The organism is Paenibacillus ginsengihumi DSM 21568 (genome assembly GCF_000380965.1).
In the GTDB taxonomy this organism is placed as follows: Bacteria; Bacillota; Bacilli; order Paenibacillales; family NBRC-103111; genus Paenibacillus_G; species Paenibacillus_G ginsengihumi.
This window is the reverse complement of sequence record NZ_KB905564.1, coordinates 1-17,451: the sequence shown is the minus strand read 5'-3', so window position 1 is coordinate 17,451 and position 17,451 is coordinate 1. Positions and strand designations below refer to the sequence as shown.

The window sequence follows — 17,451 nt, the reverse complement described above, 5'->3', positions numbered from 1 at the left end:
TGCGAATCCTTCCCCTCGATTAGTCTGGATGATGGAAATGCTTTTAGTCTGTATTTTAGCCTCGAACAAGAAATATGTCAATCGTTTTCACATAAACGTTCATATTTCCAGCTTTCACCCCATTTCGTTTTCGATATAATGCTTTATAAACAAGGGATTTTATTGGGATGATGAATGTGTTAAGGTTTTCATATAAAAGCATACCAAAGCGTTTTCGGTTCGTGTTATAATAAAGGAAAATCAAAGCCGCGCACAAAGGAAGGAAGCTGACGATGGCCACCATTAAGGAAGTAGCTAAAGCCGCCGGCGTCTCGGTAACAACCGTCTCGCGGGTTATCAACAACCGGGGCTATATCAATAAGGACACAAGGCAAAAGGTTGAAGCGGCGATGGCCTCGCTCGACTATCACCCGAATGAGATCGCCCGCGCTCTGCAGAGGAGCCAGTCCGACCTGATCGGCATCATCGTTCCGGACTCGAGTCATCCCTTCTTTGCGGAGCTCATTCACTATGTAGAAACGTACGCCAACGAGCTTCAATACAAAATTCTCATCTGCAATTCGCTCGGCCATTCGGAGAAGGAAGCCAATTATATCAGCATGCTGCGGCAAAATCGGGTCGACGGCATTATTATGTGCGGCCACTCTCTGAATCTCGAGCAGTACAAAAAAGTGAGCCTGCCGATCATTTCGTTCGACCGGATTATTACGCCGAGCATTCCGTATGTCGGAGCGGACAATTTTCGCGGCGGGGAGCTGGCGACGGAGCACCTCGTCTCCCGCGGCTGCCGCAAGCTGCTGCATATCTCCGGCCCGCTCAAGATCGACCTGCTGCCGAACCGCCGCACGGACGCTTTCCGGCTCGTCTGCATGAGACACGACATTCCGCACCGGGTGATCGAGGGCGAGCCATACAAGCTGACCTTCGAATATTACTGGGACTTTGTCGAGCGGGAAGTCTCCAAGCATTTGTCCGAATACGACGGGGTCTTTTGCAGTAACGATATTTTGGCCTACGCGCTGTATATTTATGCGACTCAGCACGGCATAAGCGTACCTGAGCAGCTAAAGATCGTCGGTTACGACTATCACAATTTCACGAGAATGCTGCAGCGGCCGAAGCTGACGACGATCCGCCAGCCCATCGACCGGATCGGAAAAGCGCTGATCTCCAATCTGATTCAGCTGATCGACGGCAACAAGGATCTCAGCAACACGGTCGTCGATGTCGAGCTGATTGAGGGCGAGACAAGCTGAACGGCGAATCGGGCGAATTGGCGGGCGTTAACATCGCCAAACCTGCAGGAGTAAGGAAAGGGAGGTCCCTTATAACGGGATCTCCCTTTGTCCATAGGCGTTAGTCTGGGACACTCAGGTGCGTCCGGGAAGCTCCCGGGTGGGCCGCACCGCTGCCTAAGCGGCCGCGCCACAGCTTAGTTCATGCGCCCCGCTGCTCAAGCAGCCGCACCACAGCTTAAGTCATTCGCCACGCTGCCCAAGCAGCATCGCCACAAGCTTAAGTCATTCGCACCGCTGCTCAAGCAGCATCGACACAAGCTTAAGTCATTCGCACCGCTGTCCAAGCAGCCGCACCACAGCTTAAGTCATTCGCACCGCTGTCCAAGCAGCCGCACCACAGCTTAAGTCATTCGCACCGCTGCCTAACTCGCCGATCTACATGCCAAAGATAGCAGCTTGCTTAGTACGAGATAGACTCCTCCATATGCATACTAACCAATGTTGTATTTTGTACAACAAACCAAGGGAAAGAGATGCTTTTCCGGGGCAATGTTGTATTTAGTGCAGCATTTTGGGCTATTTTCCTCGTTTTTACGCCGATCGAGCCAAAAATGTTGTACGAAATACACGATTGCCTCTTATTTTTTCAAATCATGAGGGAAATGTTGTATTTTCTGCAGGATTCATCATCACCACGAGAATCCTGCTCTCATCATCCGCCGGGATGGCAATGTCATCTGCCGTTTATGACCGCTTATGCCCACTCCAGCTCGACCAGGACAGTGCCGCCTTCATTCTCTACGCTGCCGGTCTGCACCACGTAATAACCGGTCCGTTCCTCCAGTTGAACCGGCTTCCCGCCCACATAGACCGCGGCTGGTTTGACCTTTGCGGCAAACCCGAATTCCCCTTCCTCCGGCAAACGATAGACGGCCTTCCCTTCGTCGGCCGAGACGGTTTCCACCGTTAGCGGAGCGAGATACTTGCCGAGCAGGCCGATCGGCGTGCAGCGGTCGGACCACGGCACGAAAACGCCGAGCTTCGTTCCGGCGGGACCCAGCTCGCATTCGATGCGCTCGTCCCGGGCGACCCGCTTCGCCTCCCGGAGATCGTAATCGTAGAAGAGATAGCCCTCGGGCAGATCCTTGAGAGAAGGAATGTCCGCGGCGGCGAAGCTGCCCTTCACCGGCTCGTCCTCTTCGTGAATATGGAACAAAGCCAATACGGCGCTCTCGCCCAGCGTATTCCATACCTTGAGGGGCACCCGCTCCCGGTGCGGGTCGGTCAGCAGCATGTCCGGCGTCGGCAGGCCGGGGTGATCGCCTCTCAGCACGCGGCCGTCCCGGAGAATAAGCGGCAGCAGATCCTGCGGATCGGTCGCGCCCACCCGGTCGCTGAAATAGACCGGCCCGCCGCTGACAGCCCGCAGCACAGCATTCTGCTTCGCTTCCTCGTGCGCCGTCCAGAACATATCCCAGTCTCCCCAATAGACGAGACCGTGATAGAGCGAGTTATACGCGTTTTGCAGCGCATGCTCCCGGAAGCTGATTTCCTTGCCCGGAACGAAATCGTCGCTGTTGCGGGAGACAGCCGACGCCGGCCGGGACCACATGTTTTCGCTCGTCATGCCCATGCAGTTGATCAGCCTTTGGTCGAAGTGAATGCCCGTCGATGCCTCGAGCGCCGCGTGCATGCCGGCCGCGGCCCGGCCGCTGGGCAGATGGTGGGTCAGGAAATTGGCGACCGCACCCTGGCTGTCCACCTTGACTATATCCACCCCCGCCTGCCGCAAATAACTGTGGAATGCGTTCCAGAAGCCGAACCCGCGGGCCGCCTCGGGGTAGGGAATTTTTTTGCCGTTGCGCGTCTTGTACAAATACTCGCCATATTCCGCAGCAACGCCGCCTTCCGGATGAATGCCGCCCCAGTAGCCGAACAGCGTATGCCATACGCCGACCCAGCGGACGCCGTAGTCCTGCTTGATTCGGTGAATCGCCGCTTCAAGCCCTTGCGGGAATTTGTCCTTATCGGCCTCGAACGACAGCATCATTTTGTCGCGGACATGCTGCCAGCCGTCGTCGATCATGATCCAGCGGACGGGAACCCCCTTGCCCTTCAGCTCCTCCAGCTTGCCGATGATGCCCTGTTCGCTGACGTCATGGTAGAACGCGTCCCAGCTGCACCAGCCCAGGTAATCCAGCGCTTCCGGGTACCTCCGTTCCTCCCGCCACCGAAGAGGAAGCCCCGAAATCCGCCGCGCCCATTCGAACGTCTCTTTGATGAGCGCGAAAGGCTCCTTACCCCGCTTGACGATAAAGGCGGGCACGCGGCAGCGGTCGATGCCTTCGAGCTCCGGCGACAGGCTTAACGTCAGACCGGATTCCGCTCCGTGCAGCTCGATCTTCCAATCGGGATGCGGAATCGGCAGCAAAAACAAATAATCGCTGCCGTCGCTCCACAGCACGGATTGGATGCGCTCCGGCAAATCCCGCAGCTCTCCCTTGCGAAATGCCGGCCGCGTCCACCATTCGTTGAAATGATAGTAGGCAAGCGCCCGCTCCAGCCGCGGGAATTCCGGCAGCTCCACAGTTAGCGCGCGCTGCGCCGCAAAGCTTCGCTGCTTGAAAAAGACGTTCTCCTGCGCAATGGAAGCCTCCATCGAGCCGACCACCGCATCCTCATAGCCGGACAGCCTCAGCGTTAGGCTTACATGCTGCTGTTCATCGGCATAATCGTGCTCCTCCTGCCGATGTGCTCCAAGCTCGTCCTGTGTGTCGGCGGATCGCTCGCCGATCGGCTCCAGCTTTACCGAACCGGTATCGAGCCTGGCTGCAACCGATACCCCGCTGACAAAGGGCTGCTGCGAATCCAAAAAACGAATCTGTTTCTTCGACATTGGCCTGCCTCCTTGATGTCACTATGTCCTTATGAACAAATATGATACAGGAAACGGATTTTATAGGCAATCGTTTTCACATAAGATCATCCTTTATTTCAAAATGTATTTAAAGTTATAAATCGGAATTATCGGCTATATAATGTGCCAACGTTACCATAATGATATTGGACTATTCATAGCACATGAATTAAAAAGAAGACCTCGGGCCGGACAGGCTCCGAGGTCTTCCCCTCTAGGCAAAACGTTACGGCTCAAGCTTCTATCGTCAGGCCGCTTTACCGCCCCCGGTGCTTGGCTTTCGCCTTCTGCCTGGCGATTTCGCGCTTGCGCTCTTTGTCGGCTTCCTTTTGCTCGCGGGTAAGGATGCGGCGATGCGCCCCACGGTGCTGCAGCTCCAGCATCAAGGCCGCTTTCGCCAGCTCCGAGGCCCCCGGCCGCCTGATTTCCGCCTCGGCCAGGCGGGCCAGCCGCTTTGGATTGATCCGTTTGCGCTTTGCCTCCGCTGCGGCAACTCCTTGCGAAACGCGGGATAAGAGCGGGAGCATTCCGCTCAGCACAAACTCGAGCACCTCCGCATCCTTCGGCTCCGCGCCGAACACATGTCTCGCGGCGCGAAGCTTGCCGTCCGTCACGTCCTCGACGACACCGACCCAAAATTCGCCTTCAAAATAAACGCTTAGCTTCATTGCTTTCCCCTCCGGCGCGCTAAATGAAGAGCGATGGACATCCCGAGGGGGAAGGATATGACACGATGCAAGTCGTGCATCCGGGCTACCAACCGGACCGCGATTTTACGCTCTTCCCTATTATATAGCAGTTGTCAACGGCGCTTTAGGGGCTTTATTTTGATAAACCCGATCTCCCGATAAAGCGGAGACGGCGATTGCAGGAGCGGCTGCAGCGCGCCTTTCAGATGCTGATCGAAGAAGGCGCGATATAGCTGCGCTGAGCCGATATCAACCGTTCCGGGCCGCGGTGCCTATGCTTGACCGGACGACGCCTTCCGACTTCGGGTTACGCGCCCGCCCAGACGTCCTTCGCATACCGGCCTTCGGCCTGGAGGCGCTCCAGCCATTCGGCCGCCTCCTTCTCGCCGGCTCCGTTCACGGCCCGGTACGCTTCCCGCAGGGCGCGCTCGACGTCCGGCGCCATCTGTGTGCCGTCTCCGCACACATAGAGCTTGCCGCCCTGATCGAGCAGCCGGATCGGCTCCTCCGGGTTCTGCAGCATGAGATGCTGCACATACGTCTTCGGCTGGCCGTCCTTGCGGGAGAAGGCCGTATGCAGCTTCACGATGCCCTCCTGCTCGAACTGCCGCATTTCGTCCCGGTACAGCTCATCCGCCTCGCTCCGGCAGCCGAAATAAAGAAGCGCTTCGCCGAGCGGCTTGCCCTGGCGCTGCCATTCGCGGCGGGCCTGCAGGAAGCCCCGGAACGGGGCGACGCCAGTTCCCGGCCCGAACATAACGATCGGCGTCTGCGGGTCCTCCGGCAGCTGGAAGCCGGCATCCGGCGAGTGCACGAACACGACCAGGCTGTCGCCGGGACGACGGCGGGCCAAATAGTTCGAGGCGACGCCGCGGTATTCGCCGCGCCCGCTGCGCGCCGGGCCGCGGACGACGGCGACGGTGATGCTGGCCCGCTCCGGCTGCGCCAGCGGCGAGCTGGAGATGGAGTAGTACCGCGGCTTCAGCGGCGGCAGCAGTTCCAGGAACCGCTCGAACGGCAGCTCGCAGGCCGGGTACTGCTCCAGCAGCTCGAGCATGGTCAGCCGCTTATCCAGCACCTGCTCCTTGTAGACGTCCTCCTGCAGCAGCGCCTCCAGCTCCTTCCTGTGCGGCGGGCATACGGTGCAGGACGCCATCTCGCGCAGTTGGGCGCGCGTGGCCGCCTCCTGCAGCTCCACGCTCTGGCTGAGCAGATCGCGCACGCTGACCGGCCTCTCCAGCGGCAGATGGGCGGCGCTGCGCCCGCTGGCGCTCAGCACGAGATAGTCGCTGCCGCTCAAGCCGTACCGCCGCAGCGCGCGCTCCACCAGCTCCGGGTCGTTCTCCGGCAGCACCCCGAGATGGTCCCCTTCGCGATACGCCACGCCTTCCGGCAGGGCGATCTCGAGATGGCGCGTGCTCCGCCTGCTGCCTTCGGCCTGCAGCTCGCGGTTTTCCGCGACGGTGGCGAGTGTCGCGTCATAGCTTGCGGCCAGCGGCGCGCCGACCGGTCCGCTGACGTAACGCAGGCTTAGCGTGCCGCGCTCCTGCTGCGGGACATAGGCGCTCTGCAGGCCGAGTCCCTCCAGCGTCTGCGGCCACAGCCGGGCGCACCAGTCGTCGACCTGCTTCTCAAAGTCGCCGCTGGCATCCGCCTCGCCGCGTTCCATGAGCCGCACCGCTCCCTTGGCCGCAAGCTGCTCGTCGATCTGCCGCGGCACCTGCTGATAGGTCGCCGCCCAGTTGCGGTCGCCGCAGCCGAACACCGCATAGCGCACCCCCTTAAGCTCGCCGGGCTCCACCTTCTCGAGCCACTGCACGAAGGCGCGCGCGTTGCCGGGCGGCCTTCCGTTATACGATGCGGCGACGATGAACACCGCCCCTTCCTTGGGCAGCTTGCCGACGCGGTCGTTCAGCGGCGCCACCTCGCTGATGAAGCCGTGATAGCGGGCGGTGTCCGCCAGTTCACGGGCGATTCCCTCGGCCGTCCCCATATTCGAGCCGTACAGCACGAGCAGCGGCGTCTGGTGCGCCTCCACCGCAGGGGAGGCCGGCTGCGGTTCCTGCCGCTCGGAGCGCCGTTCGACCGGCGCCGCGCTTCCCGCCGAGCTGAACGCATAGACGGTCTGCCCGGCGCGGGGGCGAACCTGCATCGTGAAGCCTTCGGGCTTCAGCGTCAGCGTCTCCTTCACCTTCAGCTCGTATCGGGTATGGTCGATCAGCTCGAAATGCTTCAGCACCATGCCCAGCACCAGCGTCGCTTCCTGAAGCGCGAACTGCTGGCCGATGCACGCCCGCTGACCGTTGCCGAACGGCTTGTAGGCGTGCTGCGGAATGCGGCTCGGGTCCTCGAACCGTTCCGGGCGAAAAGCCTCCACATCGCCGCCCCATACGCTCGTATCGCGGTGAAGCTTGGGAATCAGGATATTGACGCTGTCGCCCTGCTTCATCGGATATTTACCGGCCAGCACGGTGTCCTCCTTGGCGTACACGGAGAATGCCGGAGCGGTCGGCCACAGCCGGAGCGCCTCGTTCAGAATCATCCGGACGTACTTCAGCTCGCGCACCTGCGCATAGCTCGGGATCGGGTCTGTCAGCACCCGGTCCACTTCTTCATAAGCCTTCTTCAGCTTATCCGGATGCTTGAGCAGGAAATACAGCGCGAAGGACAGCAGGCCGCTCGTCGTTTCGTGCCCGGCGATCAGGAACGTGATGATCTGGAACCGGATGTTCTCGTCGTCGAGCGCCTCCCCCGTGTCCGGGTCCTTGCCGTTCAGCATGTGCGAAAGCAGATCGTCTTCGCCCGAGGGACCGTGCGCTTTGCGCTCGGCAATGATTTTATCGACCAGCGAAAACATGAATTCGATATCGTGACGGAACTGCCGCTTCGTCAGGAACATCAGCTTATCCTGAATGCCGAGCCGCTGCAGTTGGTTCATCGCTTCGCCCAGCGCCCGCACCATGCTCGTAATGAACGGATGCGGCTGCTCCCGATAAAAGCTGTTGAAGCGGTAATTGAATCCGCACAAGCCGATCGTATCGAGCGTCAGACGCGTCATATCCTCGGGAACGTCCACGCTTTCGTCGGGATTCAGCCGCGCCCATTTCTGGATGAGCTGCACCGCCAGATCGACCATTTTGTCATGATAGCCGCGCATGGCCGATTGACTGAAGCTCGGCAGCAGGATATTGTGCGCCTTCCGCCAGTTGGGCTCCTCCGTCTCGCTGGTAAACAGGCCGTCTCCGGCGAACGCCCGCACCTTCTGTAGCGGCGCCCACACTCTCTTATCGAACCGCGACTCGTCACAGGCGTCGGCGACCAGCTCGTAGCTGGAGATGACCAGATCCGACCTTCCCGGCAATTCCATGCGGTAGATCGGCCCGAACTCATCGGCCAGCTTGACCAGCGATTGCACCGGGCGCTCGAGGTCAAGCAGCGGCAAATTGCCCAGCGGTCCGAACGTTTTCGGCTGCGGAATATGTGTCATCATTAATCTCCTCCAGATATCGGATAGTATAGAGCTGATTTCCTTAGGTTATTCCAGAAAAAAACGATTATTCAGTTAGGAATGAATATTCATTCCGAATACGGCAGAAAGCATCCGCGTCAATGGACGCGAATCGCATTCCAGCAGCACTCCTCTATGCGGGCCCACAGCTCCGGCGACTCCTCGACCACGCCCAGCTTGATCGTTCTCGAGAGCCGCACCAGCGCGCCGTACACGATCGAGATCAGCGCGTCCGACGGCAGCGGGCAAAGGATGCCTTGACGCTTGCCCTCGTCCAGCATATGACGGAGAATGCCCAGAAATTCGTCGAACATCTTGCGGCTGCTCGCGTCGAGATACCGCGATCCGGAATGGGAATCGATGAAGGCGAGCGCCTTGTCGTGCTCGTTGGCAAAGCGGCTCATCTGCACAAAAATATGTTGGAACCATTCCCGAATCGGCGTATCGGCCGCCGGCCCATTCGCCAGCAATTTCCCGGATAACAGCTGGATGCATTCCTGAAAGAGCGAATTGACCAGCACCTCTTTGTTCTCGAAATAACGATAGATTGTCCCCGCCCCGACTTTCGCCTGCTCGGCAATCGCCGGCACCGTCGTCCCGTCAAAGCCCCGCTCAGCGAACAAGCTCAGTGCGGCTTCCAGTATATCCTCCCGCTTATTGCTCGACATCATGCACCCTCCATTATCCCGGAATGAATATTCATTCCCCATACCATCAAGATAAAGCATATTTTTGCCACAGTCAAGCCGGAACGCTGCGCGCTGTCGTTGTGCTGTGATAATTGACAGCCGAAACGCTGTGCGCTTGTCATTGTGCCCCGCATAACCGCACCGGCCGTTTAATAGAAGAGCATGTCGCCAGCGATCCTGTGCTCCCCCTTACAGGAATAGCGCCCGCATCCGATTGTACGCAAGATCGCAATCTGCAAGAAATCGGCGGCTGCATTTCGTGGTATATTGAAACCAACAGCCAGGGAGGAATGAAGCGGCTTCATCATTTCATTGTCACAACCAAGGAGGAATGAATTATTATGGAAACCCAAGCAAACGGCACGGAATTGGTCATTACCCGCGTCTTTGACGCTCCCCGCGAGCTCGTGTTCAAGGCGTGGACGGAACGGGACCGGTTCGCTAAATGGTGGGGGCCGCAAGGCTTCACGGTGGAGACGCACCGATTCGAGCTCCGCCCCGGCGGAATGTATCTCGGCAGCCAGCGCTCTCCCGACGGACATGTTATGTGGGGAAAATTCGTATACCGGGAAATCGAAGCGCCGGGGAAGCTCGTCTTCGTTCAGTCGTTTTCCGACGAGCAGGGCAACACAGTGCGAGCTCCGTTCAGTCCGGTCTGGCCGCTGGAAATTATCAACGATCTGACGCTGGCAGACAAAGACGGCGCGACGGAGCTTACTCTTCGAGGCGGGCCGATCAACGCCACTGATGAGGAAATCAAGGCCTATGAAGGCATGATCCCGATGCTGCAGCAAGGACTGGGAGGCACCTTGGACCAGTTGGCCGATTATTTGGCAAACAATCAATAATCCCTCATATATAAAAACCATCGCCGACCGCGATGGTTTTTTTTGCGTCTCGACACCGGTTGGCTTATCAGGGAAACTAGCAGTTGTTAAAATAGATGAATCGTTTAAAACCGCCTGTCACGATTCGCGCTTTTCGGATCGTTATAGTTATGTCATCACACAACAGACAGCAAGGAGGTGACCTTATTGGAACGACCAGCCCTGCTCGCCGGCCAAGCGAACCGTTCGTCGCCGGATATCGAAACCGCCGTTCGGCAAGTGAAGTCAGGCGATACGGAGGCGTACGCCGTCATTATTCGCGCCTTCGAAAAGAAAATATATACTTATTGCTTCTGCATTTTGAAAAGCCGCGAAGAAGCGGAGGATGCGGTACAGGACATTTTTATCAAGGCCTATCAGGAGCTCGACCGTTATGAGAAGCGGGTGTCTTTCTCCGCCTGGCTCTACAAGATTGCCTATCACCACTGCCTGGATCAGATTCGCAAGCGGAATCGCTGGAAGCGGCTCGTATCGCGCTATCAGGAGCAGGTATCCGCTTCGTACGACCTTAGCCCGGACGATGCCGTTCAAGCGCTGCTTCAGCATCTGAATCAGGACGAAACCAACCTTTTGCTGCTGAAGGCCGTCGAGCAGTACACCTTTGAAGAAATCGGCCAAATCATGGGATGCAAACCGGCAACGCTGCGCAAAAAATACGAACGGCTTCGCAAAAAACTGATCGAACATAACAACCTTGAAGGAGGACTCGTCCATGGGGAAATGGCAGGAACCACGTAAGGAGCAGCATTTGGACAACATACGGCGCACGATTCAACAGCTGGAGATGCCTGTCGACAGCTTCAGCGACCAAATTATGCAGCGGATTGGAGAGAAACCGATGAGAAAGAACAACAGCAAGCTGATGAAAAAAGCCATGATAGCGACATCTGCCGCGGCCGTCTTGGGAGTTGCCGCGATCGGCAGCGCCTCCGTATCTCCGGCGATGGCCGAATCGCTGAAGGGCATTCCGCTGGTGAGCAAGCTGGTTGCCGGGATTACGGGCCAAGCGCATACGTACGATCCTGCGGAACCATGGAGCATGGGCGAAGATTCGGGCTTGACCTACAAGGTCGACGGTACAGAATACAGCAAAGTGATGGTAGACTCGAAGGGCAAGCCGCAAAATATCGATATCGAAGTCAAGTGGAACGACCTGAAGGATTCTTATAAAGAACAAATGGCCGCCGCTTTGCAGCAAATATTTCCGGGAGAACGGGTTCAAGCCGATACAGTGGACATCACGGTCCAGTACGGCGATTTCCCTGAAGGGTCTTCCGTTAAGAGCGGCGCGGTATATCTGAGCACGAGAGTAAACGACACCACCGTCGTTCTCGAGGACGGCAAGCTGCACAGAGTTGTCAGAAGCCTTGCGAACGCGGATGTCGATCCCGCTGCGCTCAAAGCGGCGGAAACGGTCTTTGACGGAACGGCGTTGGACGGCTTGAATAAAGGGCCTTTGGTTAATCCGTCCTTCATCATAGAGAACGGAAAAGAAGTCTATGAGCTGCTGTTTGAGAGCTCCCAGAGCAACAAACCGGTCTTTGTTGTCGTAGAAAAAGGAACCAACCGCATCCTGAAGGTCATGGCCGGCGATCTGGAGGATCGGCCGAGCGATATGGCCAACAATGCCGATATCATGGAAGGCTACACCGAGGATCAGCTGCTGGCCAATGCGGCGGCTCAGGCCAAGCAATTGCTCAAGATCGATCTGGCGGGCTATAAAGCGGCCAAGGATCCGCAAAGCTTCTCCGTGGTCCGCTTCACCAAAGAAGGCGCGCCGGCCGTGCTCGGCAAATACAACGTCAAGGGACAATTTTACGCGCTTCAGTTCGAAGAATACTCCATCGGCATTTAATCATCCGGTTGCATCCTGAAAATTTGCTGACGATCGTCGGCAAATTTTCAGCAACCGAAGGGTGACGAGCGATGGTGAAGGATTCAAATCGCCGGGGCCTACCTGAAATAACAGCCTGCCCGCGCAAACACCCAGCCCCCGAAAAGGGCCGGGTGTTCTTGGCTTTGCGGCTTGGTATGATACTGTTACTTCACCTTCACGACGATCGTTTCGCTGGACGTCGTTCCGGCGGCGTTCGTCAATTCTCCCCGGTATTCGTAGGTTCCGGGCGCCCGGTCGGCAATCGCAGTGACGGCGCTTTGCGGGCGCGGGGTGGCCTCGTCCAAAAGCTGCTCGTCGATGAGGACCCCGTTTTCATACAGCCGGTATTCGCCGCCGTTCGTGCCCCACCACATGTTCATGGTCACTTTGTAATGGCCGTCCCCGTCCCAGTTGTCCTGCGACAGCACCGGCTTGCCGGGATTGGCGTCGGCGACGGTCACGACATGCTCGCCGCATTCGCTCGTCCCGTACACATTGATCAGCTCGCAGGTGTACGTGTACTTGCCGTTCGTTTTGCCGGTGATCTCGAACGCGGCCGTTTGCGGAGACGGCGAAGCGTCCGTCAAGCTCTTCGTGCCGACCAGAGCGCCGTTTTCGTAAAGCTTGACCGCCGTGCCGTTATTGCCCCACCACATGTTCATGGTCACCATATAGCTGCCGTCTCTAAGGCCTGTGTCGTGCCCGTTGTTGTCGGACAGAACAGGCTGGCCCGGCTTGCCGGCTGCGGCCGGTTCGACCACCGTAAAGATCACCTCGTTGGAGACGACGGTCTCGCCGCGATACGCCGCATGAGCGCTCACCGCGGCGCTGCCCGCCTGAACGGCGGTAATCCGCCCGTCGGCGCTCACTTCGACCGCCGGCCCGCCGCTGACGTAAGTCACGCCCGCAACGCTCAAATCGGCCGGCGTGCCGTCCGCCAGCCAGCCGCTGACAGCGGCGGAGGCGGTTCCGCCGACGGTCAGCAGCGTCGGCGACGCCTCCAGCGTCACCTTCGCCAGCGGAACGGAAGCGGCCGCGAAGTCGCTCAATCCCCGCGGCTTGAGCTGATAAAGATCCCGGAAGATGGCGGATACGCCTTGAATATCGACAACTTGCCCTTCGCTGTAGGGAAAGCTGCTCAGGTTAAGCCCGGTGCGGGCATCGACTCTGACATGATTGCTGACGCCCCCCTTCACCGCGTCGAATTCAAACGAGCCGGACGGGCTGGCCGGGACGATGTTGCGAATTTCCACGCCCTTTAACTTAACGAGCTGGCCCTGATTAGCAGCGTCGATCCGCTCGACCGGCGCCGCTTCGGGCAGCGGGGCGGTGCCGGTTTTTTCGATCGAAACCGGGGTCGCAAGCTCCAGCTCCGTGTTGTAGAGAACGAGCGGAGCGGTGATTTTGATTTTGTCTCCCTGGCGGAAGCCAGGCAACGTCTGGAACACGTAAATGCCGCCCGAGTCGTCCTGCAAGTAAAACCCTTGCCCGCCGAAAGCCCCCGGCTCTGTCGTCACGACGCCTTCAACCGTGACCACCGTACCCTGCGGCTGCGTTCTCGCTGCCGCGATGGAGACCGGCTCCGGAATGCCCGGATTTTCCGCGCCCGGCAGCGGCTCGGCAGGCACGTTCGCAATGGTCACCGATCTCGTCAGCAGGTTGGCGCCGTTTTGCCGCAGTCTGAGGTTGGCCGTGCCGCTCGTTCCCGGTTTGATCCGAACCGTCAAATCCTTGTAGGCGAAGCCGGTGCTGTCGGCCGTCACGCTGAATGCCGCGCTGTAGCCGTATGACGTCGGCCAGCTTCCGTCCGCATTCTGAACCTTTGCCACCTGCGTGCCGCCGGTCAAGTAAATTCCGGCGCTGAACCCCGCTACCGTCATATTCGGGGCGAGATTCTCGAAGACGACGCGAATCTGAAACTCCTCCGCATTCGGCAGCTGCTCCTGGTGCACGAAGCTGTACGTCGGGTTGGCGCTCACCGCAGCCCCGCCGTAGGAGCCGGGCTTAAATGTCGAGCGGTCCCACCATTTATAGCCGGCCGCCGGCGCAGACCATGGTTCCGGCTTCGGCTCGGTCGACAACTCCGGCTGCTCGAACGCAAACAGCTCGGTCGGCTCGTCCAGCTCAAGCCCCGGCACCTGGTCCAGGCGGGTGTAGGCTTCCGGCTCGCTGAGCCAATCGATCAGGTTGACCAGCAGCGTCCCGTCGTCCAGCTCCTTGAAGCCGTCGTACGTCGTCTTGGGCGCGCCCGTCTCCTCGCGCAAATATTTCGGCGTCGCATCCTCGACCGGCGAGGAGTCGCCGATAAAGGCCGCTTTGCCCGCGCCGACCTTGGCCACCGCCACATACGGACCTTCCTCGATGCCGCCGCCGTTGTATACGCCCTGGTCGACGGCATTGCCCCATGCCTCGTCCGTTTCCGGAACGTATACGATGCCCTTGGCCTTCGTCGGGTCGATAATCGCCAGCGTCGATCCGGCGTGCATCGCCACCGCCGACACGCCTTCGGTAATACCGAACGCCTGATCCGGCTCGACGATGACGTTCGCCGCAATATCCCCGAGCGCATTGTAACGGAAACGGACGCCGAAGTTATCCGCCAGCCAGTCCGAGCTGACGACGCCCTGCATCGCTTCCGACGCTTTCTCCTCCGCGCTCATGCCTTTGGTCGGATCGTCCCACGCGCCGCGGCGGTACCCGTTCAACGATTCGGAGCCGTCCCAGCGGTTTTTGTTGCGGTCGGCGTTGTAATGGTCGCCGATGAAGAAGATGCTGCCGCCCTCCTCAACATATTCCAGCATAGCGTCCTGCTCGCTCTGCTTGAACGGAATGTTCGGCTCCGCGACGACGAACACGTCGTAATCCTTCAGATCGTCGTAGACGATCGGGGTCGATTTGCGCAGCTCCTTCACGAAATAGCCGTTATTCGCCAGCGCATTCGCAAAATCGGAGAAGCCTCCGTCGATCACCCAATCCGCCGCTCCCGCCGTCTGGGCGTGCGTGTTGTCGAACAGCACCTTTTTGCCCGCATTCCCGTTGACGATCTTGGCTTCGATGTAAGGCGCCGGATCGTCCGGACCTTCGGCCTGCGCCGTCAGCGCGCCCCCCGCAAGCGCCGAGAGCAGCATGGTCAGCGCAAGCGTGAACGTCAGCCAGCGGTTTCTCCATCTCCCGAATGTAAACATTCGCAGCCTCCTTTTGGATCATATTTCATTCCAAAAGGTATTCTAGCATCCATGATCGCGAATTGTTTCAATTTTCTGTAAATATTATGTAAAAAAGCGGGGGCCACTGCTCCAAGGGAGAGCCGCTGCTCGCGCCGATCGGCTGCCCGGTAATCCAGCGCCTTTCCGTCAGAGGCCAGAAAAGCGGCGATATCGGCAATGTCCACAGGCTGCCCCATTGTCCGAAGATGGAATGCAGGCAGCCGCAGGACATCGTATGGCCGTTTCGGCTCCTCCCCGCGTCCGAAGATCGAATCATCGGCGCCGAATTGCCCTCCTCTTTCGTCTTGCAGCATCGCCGCGTTCATGTCGGTCGCGACGAATCCGGGACAGCTCGCATTGATCGTGATTTTGCGCGAATGCTGCTTTTCCATTCCCCCGCATTCCGACGCATCCGGGCTTCACTTTTTCATTTTCAAAATGCCCAAATATTCGATCCAGGGGCCGACATCTGCCCGGTACCTCGAAGCCACTACGCGCACGATCTGAGCAGTATGCGTTAAGTCGTGCACAACCCAGGTAGACAGCAGCTCCCGCAGCTTGACCTTGCCAAAGGCCGGATGAACCGCCGTCCATTCCAGATGCCGCTCGAGATTCACACGTTGGTTAAGCACATTGATATTTTGCGCCCTTAATGCTGCGAACTCCTGCAGACTCCGATCCACAGAGTATCCTGCGTAAGCATCGATATGGGAGTAACGGTCGAAGTCGGGAAGCTGCGTCTGCCCGTCTCCTTGCAGAATCGTCTCCATCCGCGGGACCCAGTTCTTTTTCTCGTTTTCTATGAGATGGTTCACTACTTCATGGACGGTCCAGGTTCCTTCTCCTTCGCGCCATTGAAGCCAGGATTCGGATAGACCGGATAACATCGACGTCAACGCCCGCGGCGTGCGTTCCAATATTTCGATCGCTTCAGCCACTGTAAAATTCATAGGCAAGGGCTCCTCTCAAGCTATTTCGGCTTCAAATTTGATTCGCATGCGCAACAATATTGACCAGCTTGCCGAACGGGTCGCGAACGTAGAAGCGCCGTACTCCCCAAGGTTCATTCACAGGCCCGTACTCGCACGGGAATCCGTGCGCTTTCATCTGCTCATATACGGCATCGACATCATCCACCTCTATGGACAGATCGGGAACCGGCGTACCCGAGCCGCCTTGTACGGCAAAGCTGATTTGAATTCCCATCGGCTCGCTCGACCCGTACGTCGCCATCCATCCGTGATCCATCAGCAAATCCAGCCCGAGCACATCCTGATAAAATCGCCCTGCGGCTGCGAGATCCTGTGCTTCCACATTCGCGACAATTCGTTTTACTTTGGCCATTGTTCCCTTCCCTTCGGTGCATCTTGTACTCAATAGCAATTAGACGTCTAGGACGAGCGATTCCCCTCATCATCGTTCGTCATTCGTCGAAATATCAAAAGAGACGCCCATGCCGCTGGCGCAGCACCATCAGAAGATGAAAATGGGCTGCACGCCCTGGGGGCTATTTTCAAGATAGACGCCTATGACGAGCGCTTCCTATCGTCATCAGTCGTCACCTGCGGTATTGAAATTTTGTCGGCGTATATCGCCAAATTTTCAAGATAGGCCGCATCAAGAATATGGTATACTCACCATATCTTATATATCAAGGTTGCGGAAAGGAGCGAAGGCATCATGGAGCTGGAAAAGGAACTGCAGCAAATCAACCGGCGATTGGAGGAGATCGAGAGACGGTTAGACATGGAGCGCTCGCGCCCTTCGTCGGCCAAGTCGTTTTTCACAGGCTTTTTTGCCGTGTTCTTCATCATGACGATTGTACTTTTCATTGCGGTTGGCATCATTCATTTTATAACTACACAGTCGTAACAAAAACATCTATTGATGTTCTTTCAAGGATGAATGGGCCGCGGCTTAAGCGGTAGTTTTTCTTGGTACAAAAAGTCGCACTTCGCTTTAATCCTCAAGGGATACTCAGTCGGCAGCCCTCGAATCCCGGGTAAGCGTTCGAACTCCGCGCTAGCGCTGCCCCTCCCCGGGCACATGAGGCGACGAATCCTGCAAAAAATACAACATTTTCTGTATTTTTCGCGTTAGAGGTAGGGGAATGTTGTATTTTGTGCAACAATTTGGACGAGATAGGCTTCAAATCGAGACTCATCGCTCGAAATGTTGTACAAAGTGCAACATTGAGCCGCAAATGCAGGTTATTGCCTCGTTTTTGTTGTACAAAATGCAACATTTGCTCTCTATTGAACACTCGACGAAGTCCTTCGGCGAATGTTCAATACCGCAGGCGGCGGCCGAAGATGAAAGAGTTGCTCGTCACAGGCGTCTCTCTTGAAAAATTGGACGGAACCTTCCGACGATTTTTTCAACACCGAAGGTGACGACCGATGACGAAAGGAATCGCTCGTCACAGGCGTCTCTCTTGAAAA

At 57.8% G+C, this 17,451-nt stretch carries 12 protein-coding genes and 1 pseudogene; 5 read left to right on the top strand and 8 right to left on the bottom strand.

Annotated features, from left to right (window positions below; genetic code table 11):
- The first annotated feature begins 272 nt into the window (after positions 1-272).
- Complete coding sequence (locus F591_RS0110860) at positions 273-1,256, top strand: LacI family DNA-binding transcriptional regulator (protein WP_019534624.1); 984 nt, start codon at positions 273-275, stop codon at positions 1,254-1,256.
- A 736-nt stretch (positions 1,257-1,992) separates the two neighbouring features.
- On the opposite strand, the gene F591_RS0110855 is transcribed toward F591_RS0110860, so the two are convergent.
- The 4 genes from F591_RS0110855 to F591_RS0110840 all read right to left on the bottom strand — a co-directional run bounded on the left by F591_RS0110855 (position 1,993) and on the right by F591_RS0110840 (position 9,023).
- Complete coding sequence (locus tag F591_RS0110855; protein ID WP_019534623.1) at positions 1,993-4,134, bottom strand: Sip1-related alpha-galactosidase; 2,142 nt, start codon at positions 4,132-4,134, stop codon at positions 1,993-1,995.
- 278 nt (positions 4,135-4,412) lie between these two features.
- Complete coding sequence (locus F591_RS0110850) at positions 4,413-4,823, bottom strand: YjdF family protein (protein WP_019534622.1); 411 nt, start codon at positions 4,821-4,823, stop codon at positions 4,413-4,415.
- A gap of 328 nt (positions 4,824-5,151) precedes the next feature.
- Positions 5,152-8,331 carry a bifunctional cytochrome P450/NADPH--P450 reductase gene (locus tag F591_RS0110845; RefSeq protein WP_019534621.1) on the bottom strand — a complete coding sequence of 1,060 codons (3,180 nt, stop codon included), beginning with the start codon at positions 8,329-8,331 and terminating at the stop codon, positions 5,152-5,154.
- A 119-nt stretch (positions 8,332-8,450) separates the two neighbouring features.
- Complete coding sequence (locus F591_RS0110840; protein ID WP_342665585.1) at positions 8,451-9,023, bottom strand: TetR/AcrR family transcriptional regulator; 573 nt, start codon at positions 9,021-9,023, stop codon at positions 8,451-8,453.
- 359 nt (positions 9,024-9,382) lie between these two features.
- Here F591_RS0110840 and F591_RS0110835 point away from each other — a divergent pair, with 359 nt between their 5' ends.
- The 3 genes from F591_RS0110835 (at position 9,383) to F591_RS0110825 (ending at position 11,783) form a co-directional block, all read left to right on the top strand.
- The gene (locus F591_RS0110835; RefSeq protein ID WP_019534619.1) at positions 9,383-9,889 is read left to right on the top strand and encodes an SRPBCC family protein; all 507 of its coding nucleotides are present in this window, start codon (positions 9,383-9,385) and stop codon (positions 9,887-9,889) included.
- Between the two features lie 186 nt (positions 9,890-10,075).
- Complete coding sequence (locus F591_RS0110830) at positions 10,076-10,666, top strand: RNA polymerase sigma factor (protein WP_019534618.1); 591 nt, start codon at positions 10,076-10,078, stop codon at positions 10,664-10,666.
- On the top strand, positions 10,641-11,783 hold the full coding sequence (locus F591_RS0110825) for a hypothetical protein (RefSeq protein WP_019534617.1): 1,143 nt from the start codon (positions 10,641-10,643) through the stop codon (positions 11,781-11,783). The genes F591_RS0110830 and F591_RS0110825 overlap by 26 nt, the downstream gene beginning before the upstream one ends.
- 185 nt (positions 11,784-11,968) lie before the next feature.
- On the opposite strand, the gene F591_RS0110820 is transcribed toward F591_RS0110825, so the two are convergent.
- The 4 genes and pseudogenes from F591_RS0110820 to F591_RS0110805 form a co-directional block, all read right to left on the bottom strand.
- Positions 11,969-14,989, bottom strand: a complete 3,021-nt coding sequence (locus F591_RS0110820) for a hypothetical protein (protein WP_019534616.1) — start codon at positions 14,987-14,989, stop codon at positions 11,969-11,971.
- 67 nt (positions 14,990-15,056) lie between these two features.
- A pseudogene (locus F591_RS0110815) lies at positions 15,057-15,384 on the bottom strand (hypothetical protein); the annotation flags it as partial.
- Positions 15,385-15,429: 45 nt separating this feature from the next.
- A complete protein-coding gene (locus F591_RS0110810; protein WP_019534615.1) occupies positions 15,430-15,960 on the bottom strand; it encodes a DinB family protein in 531 nt (176 codons plus the stop codon).
- Positions 15,961-15,991: 31 nt separating this feature from the next.
- Positions 15,992-16,354, bottom strand: coding sequence for a VOC family protein (locus tag F591_RS0110805; RefSeq protein ID WP_019534614.1), 363 nt, complete (start codon positions 16,352-16,354; stop codon positions 15,992-15,994).
- 336 nt (positions 16,355-16,690) lie between these two features.
- On the opposite strand from F591_RS0110805, the gene F591_RS0110800 reads away from it, so the two are divergent.
- On the top strand, positions 16,691-16,882 hold the full coding sequence (locus F591_RS0110800; protein ID WP_019534613.1) for a hypothetical protein: 192 nt from the start codon (positions 16,691-16,693) through the stop codon (positions 16,880-16,882).
- The last annotated feature ends 569 nt before the right edge of the window (positions 16,883-17,451 follow it).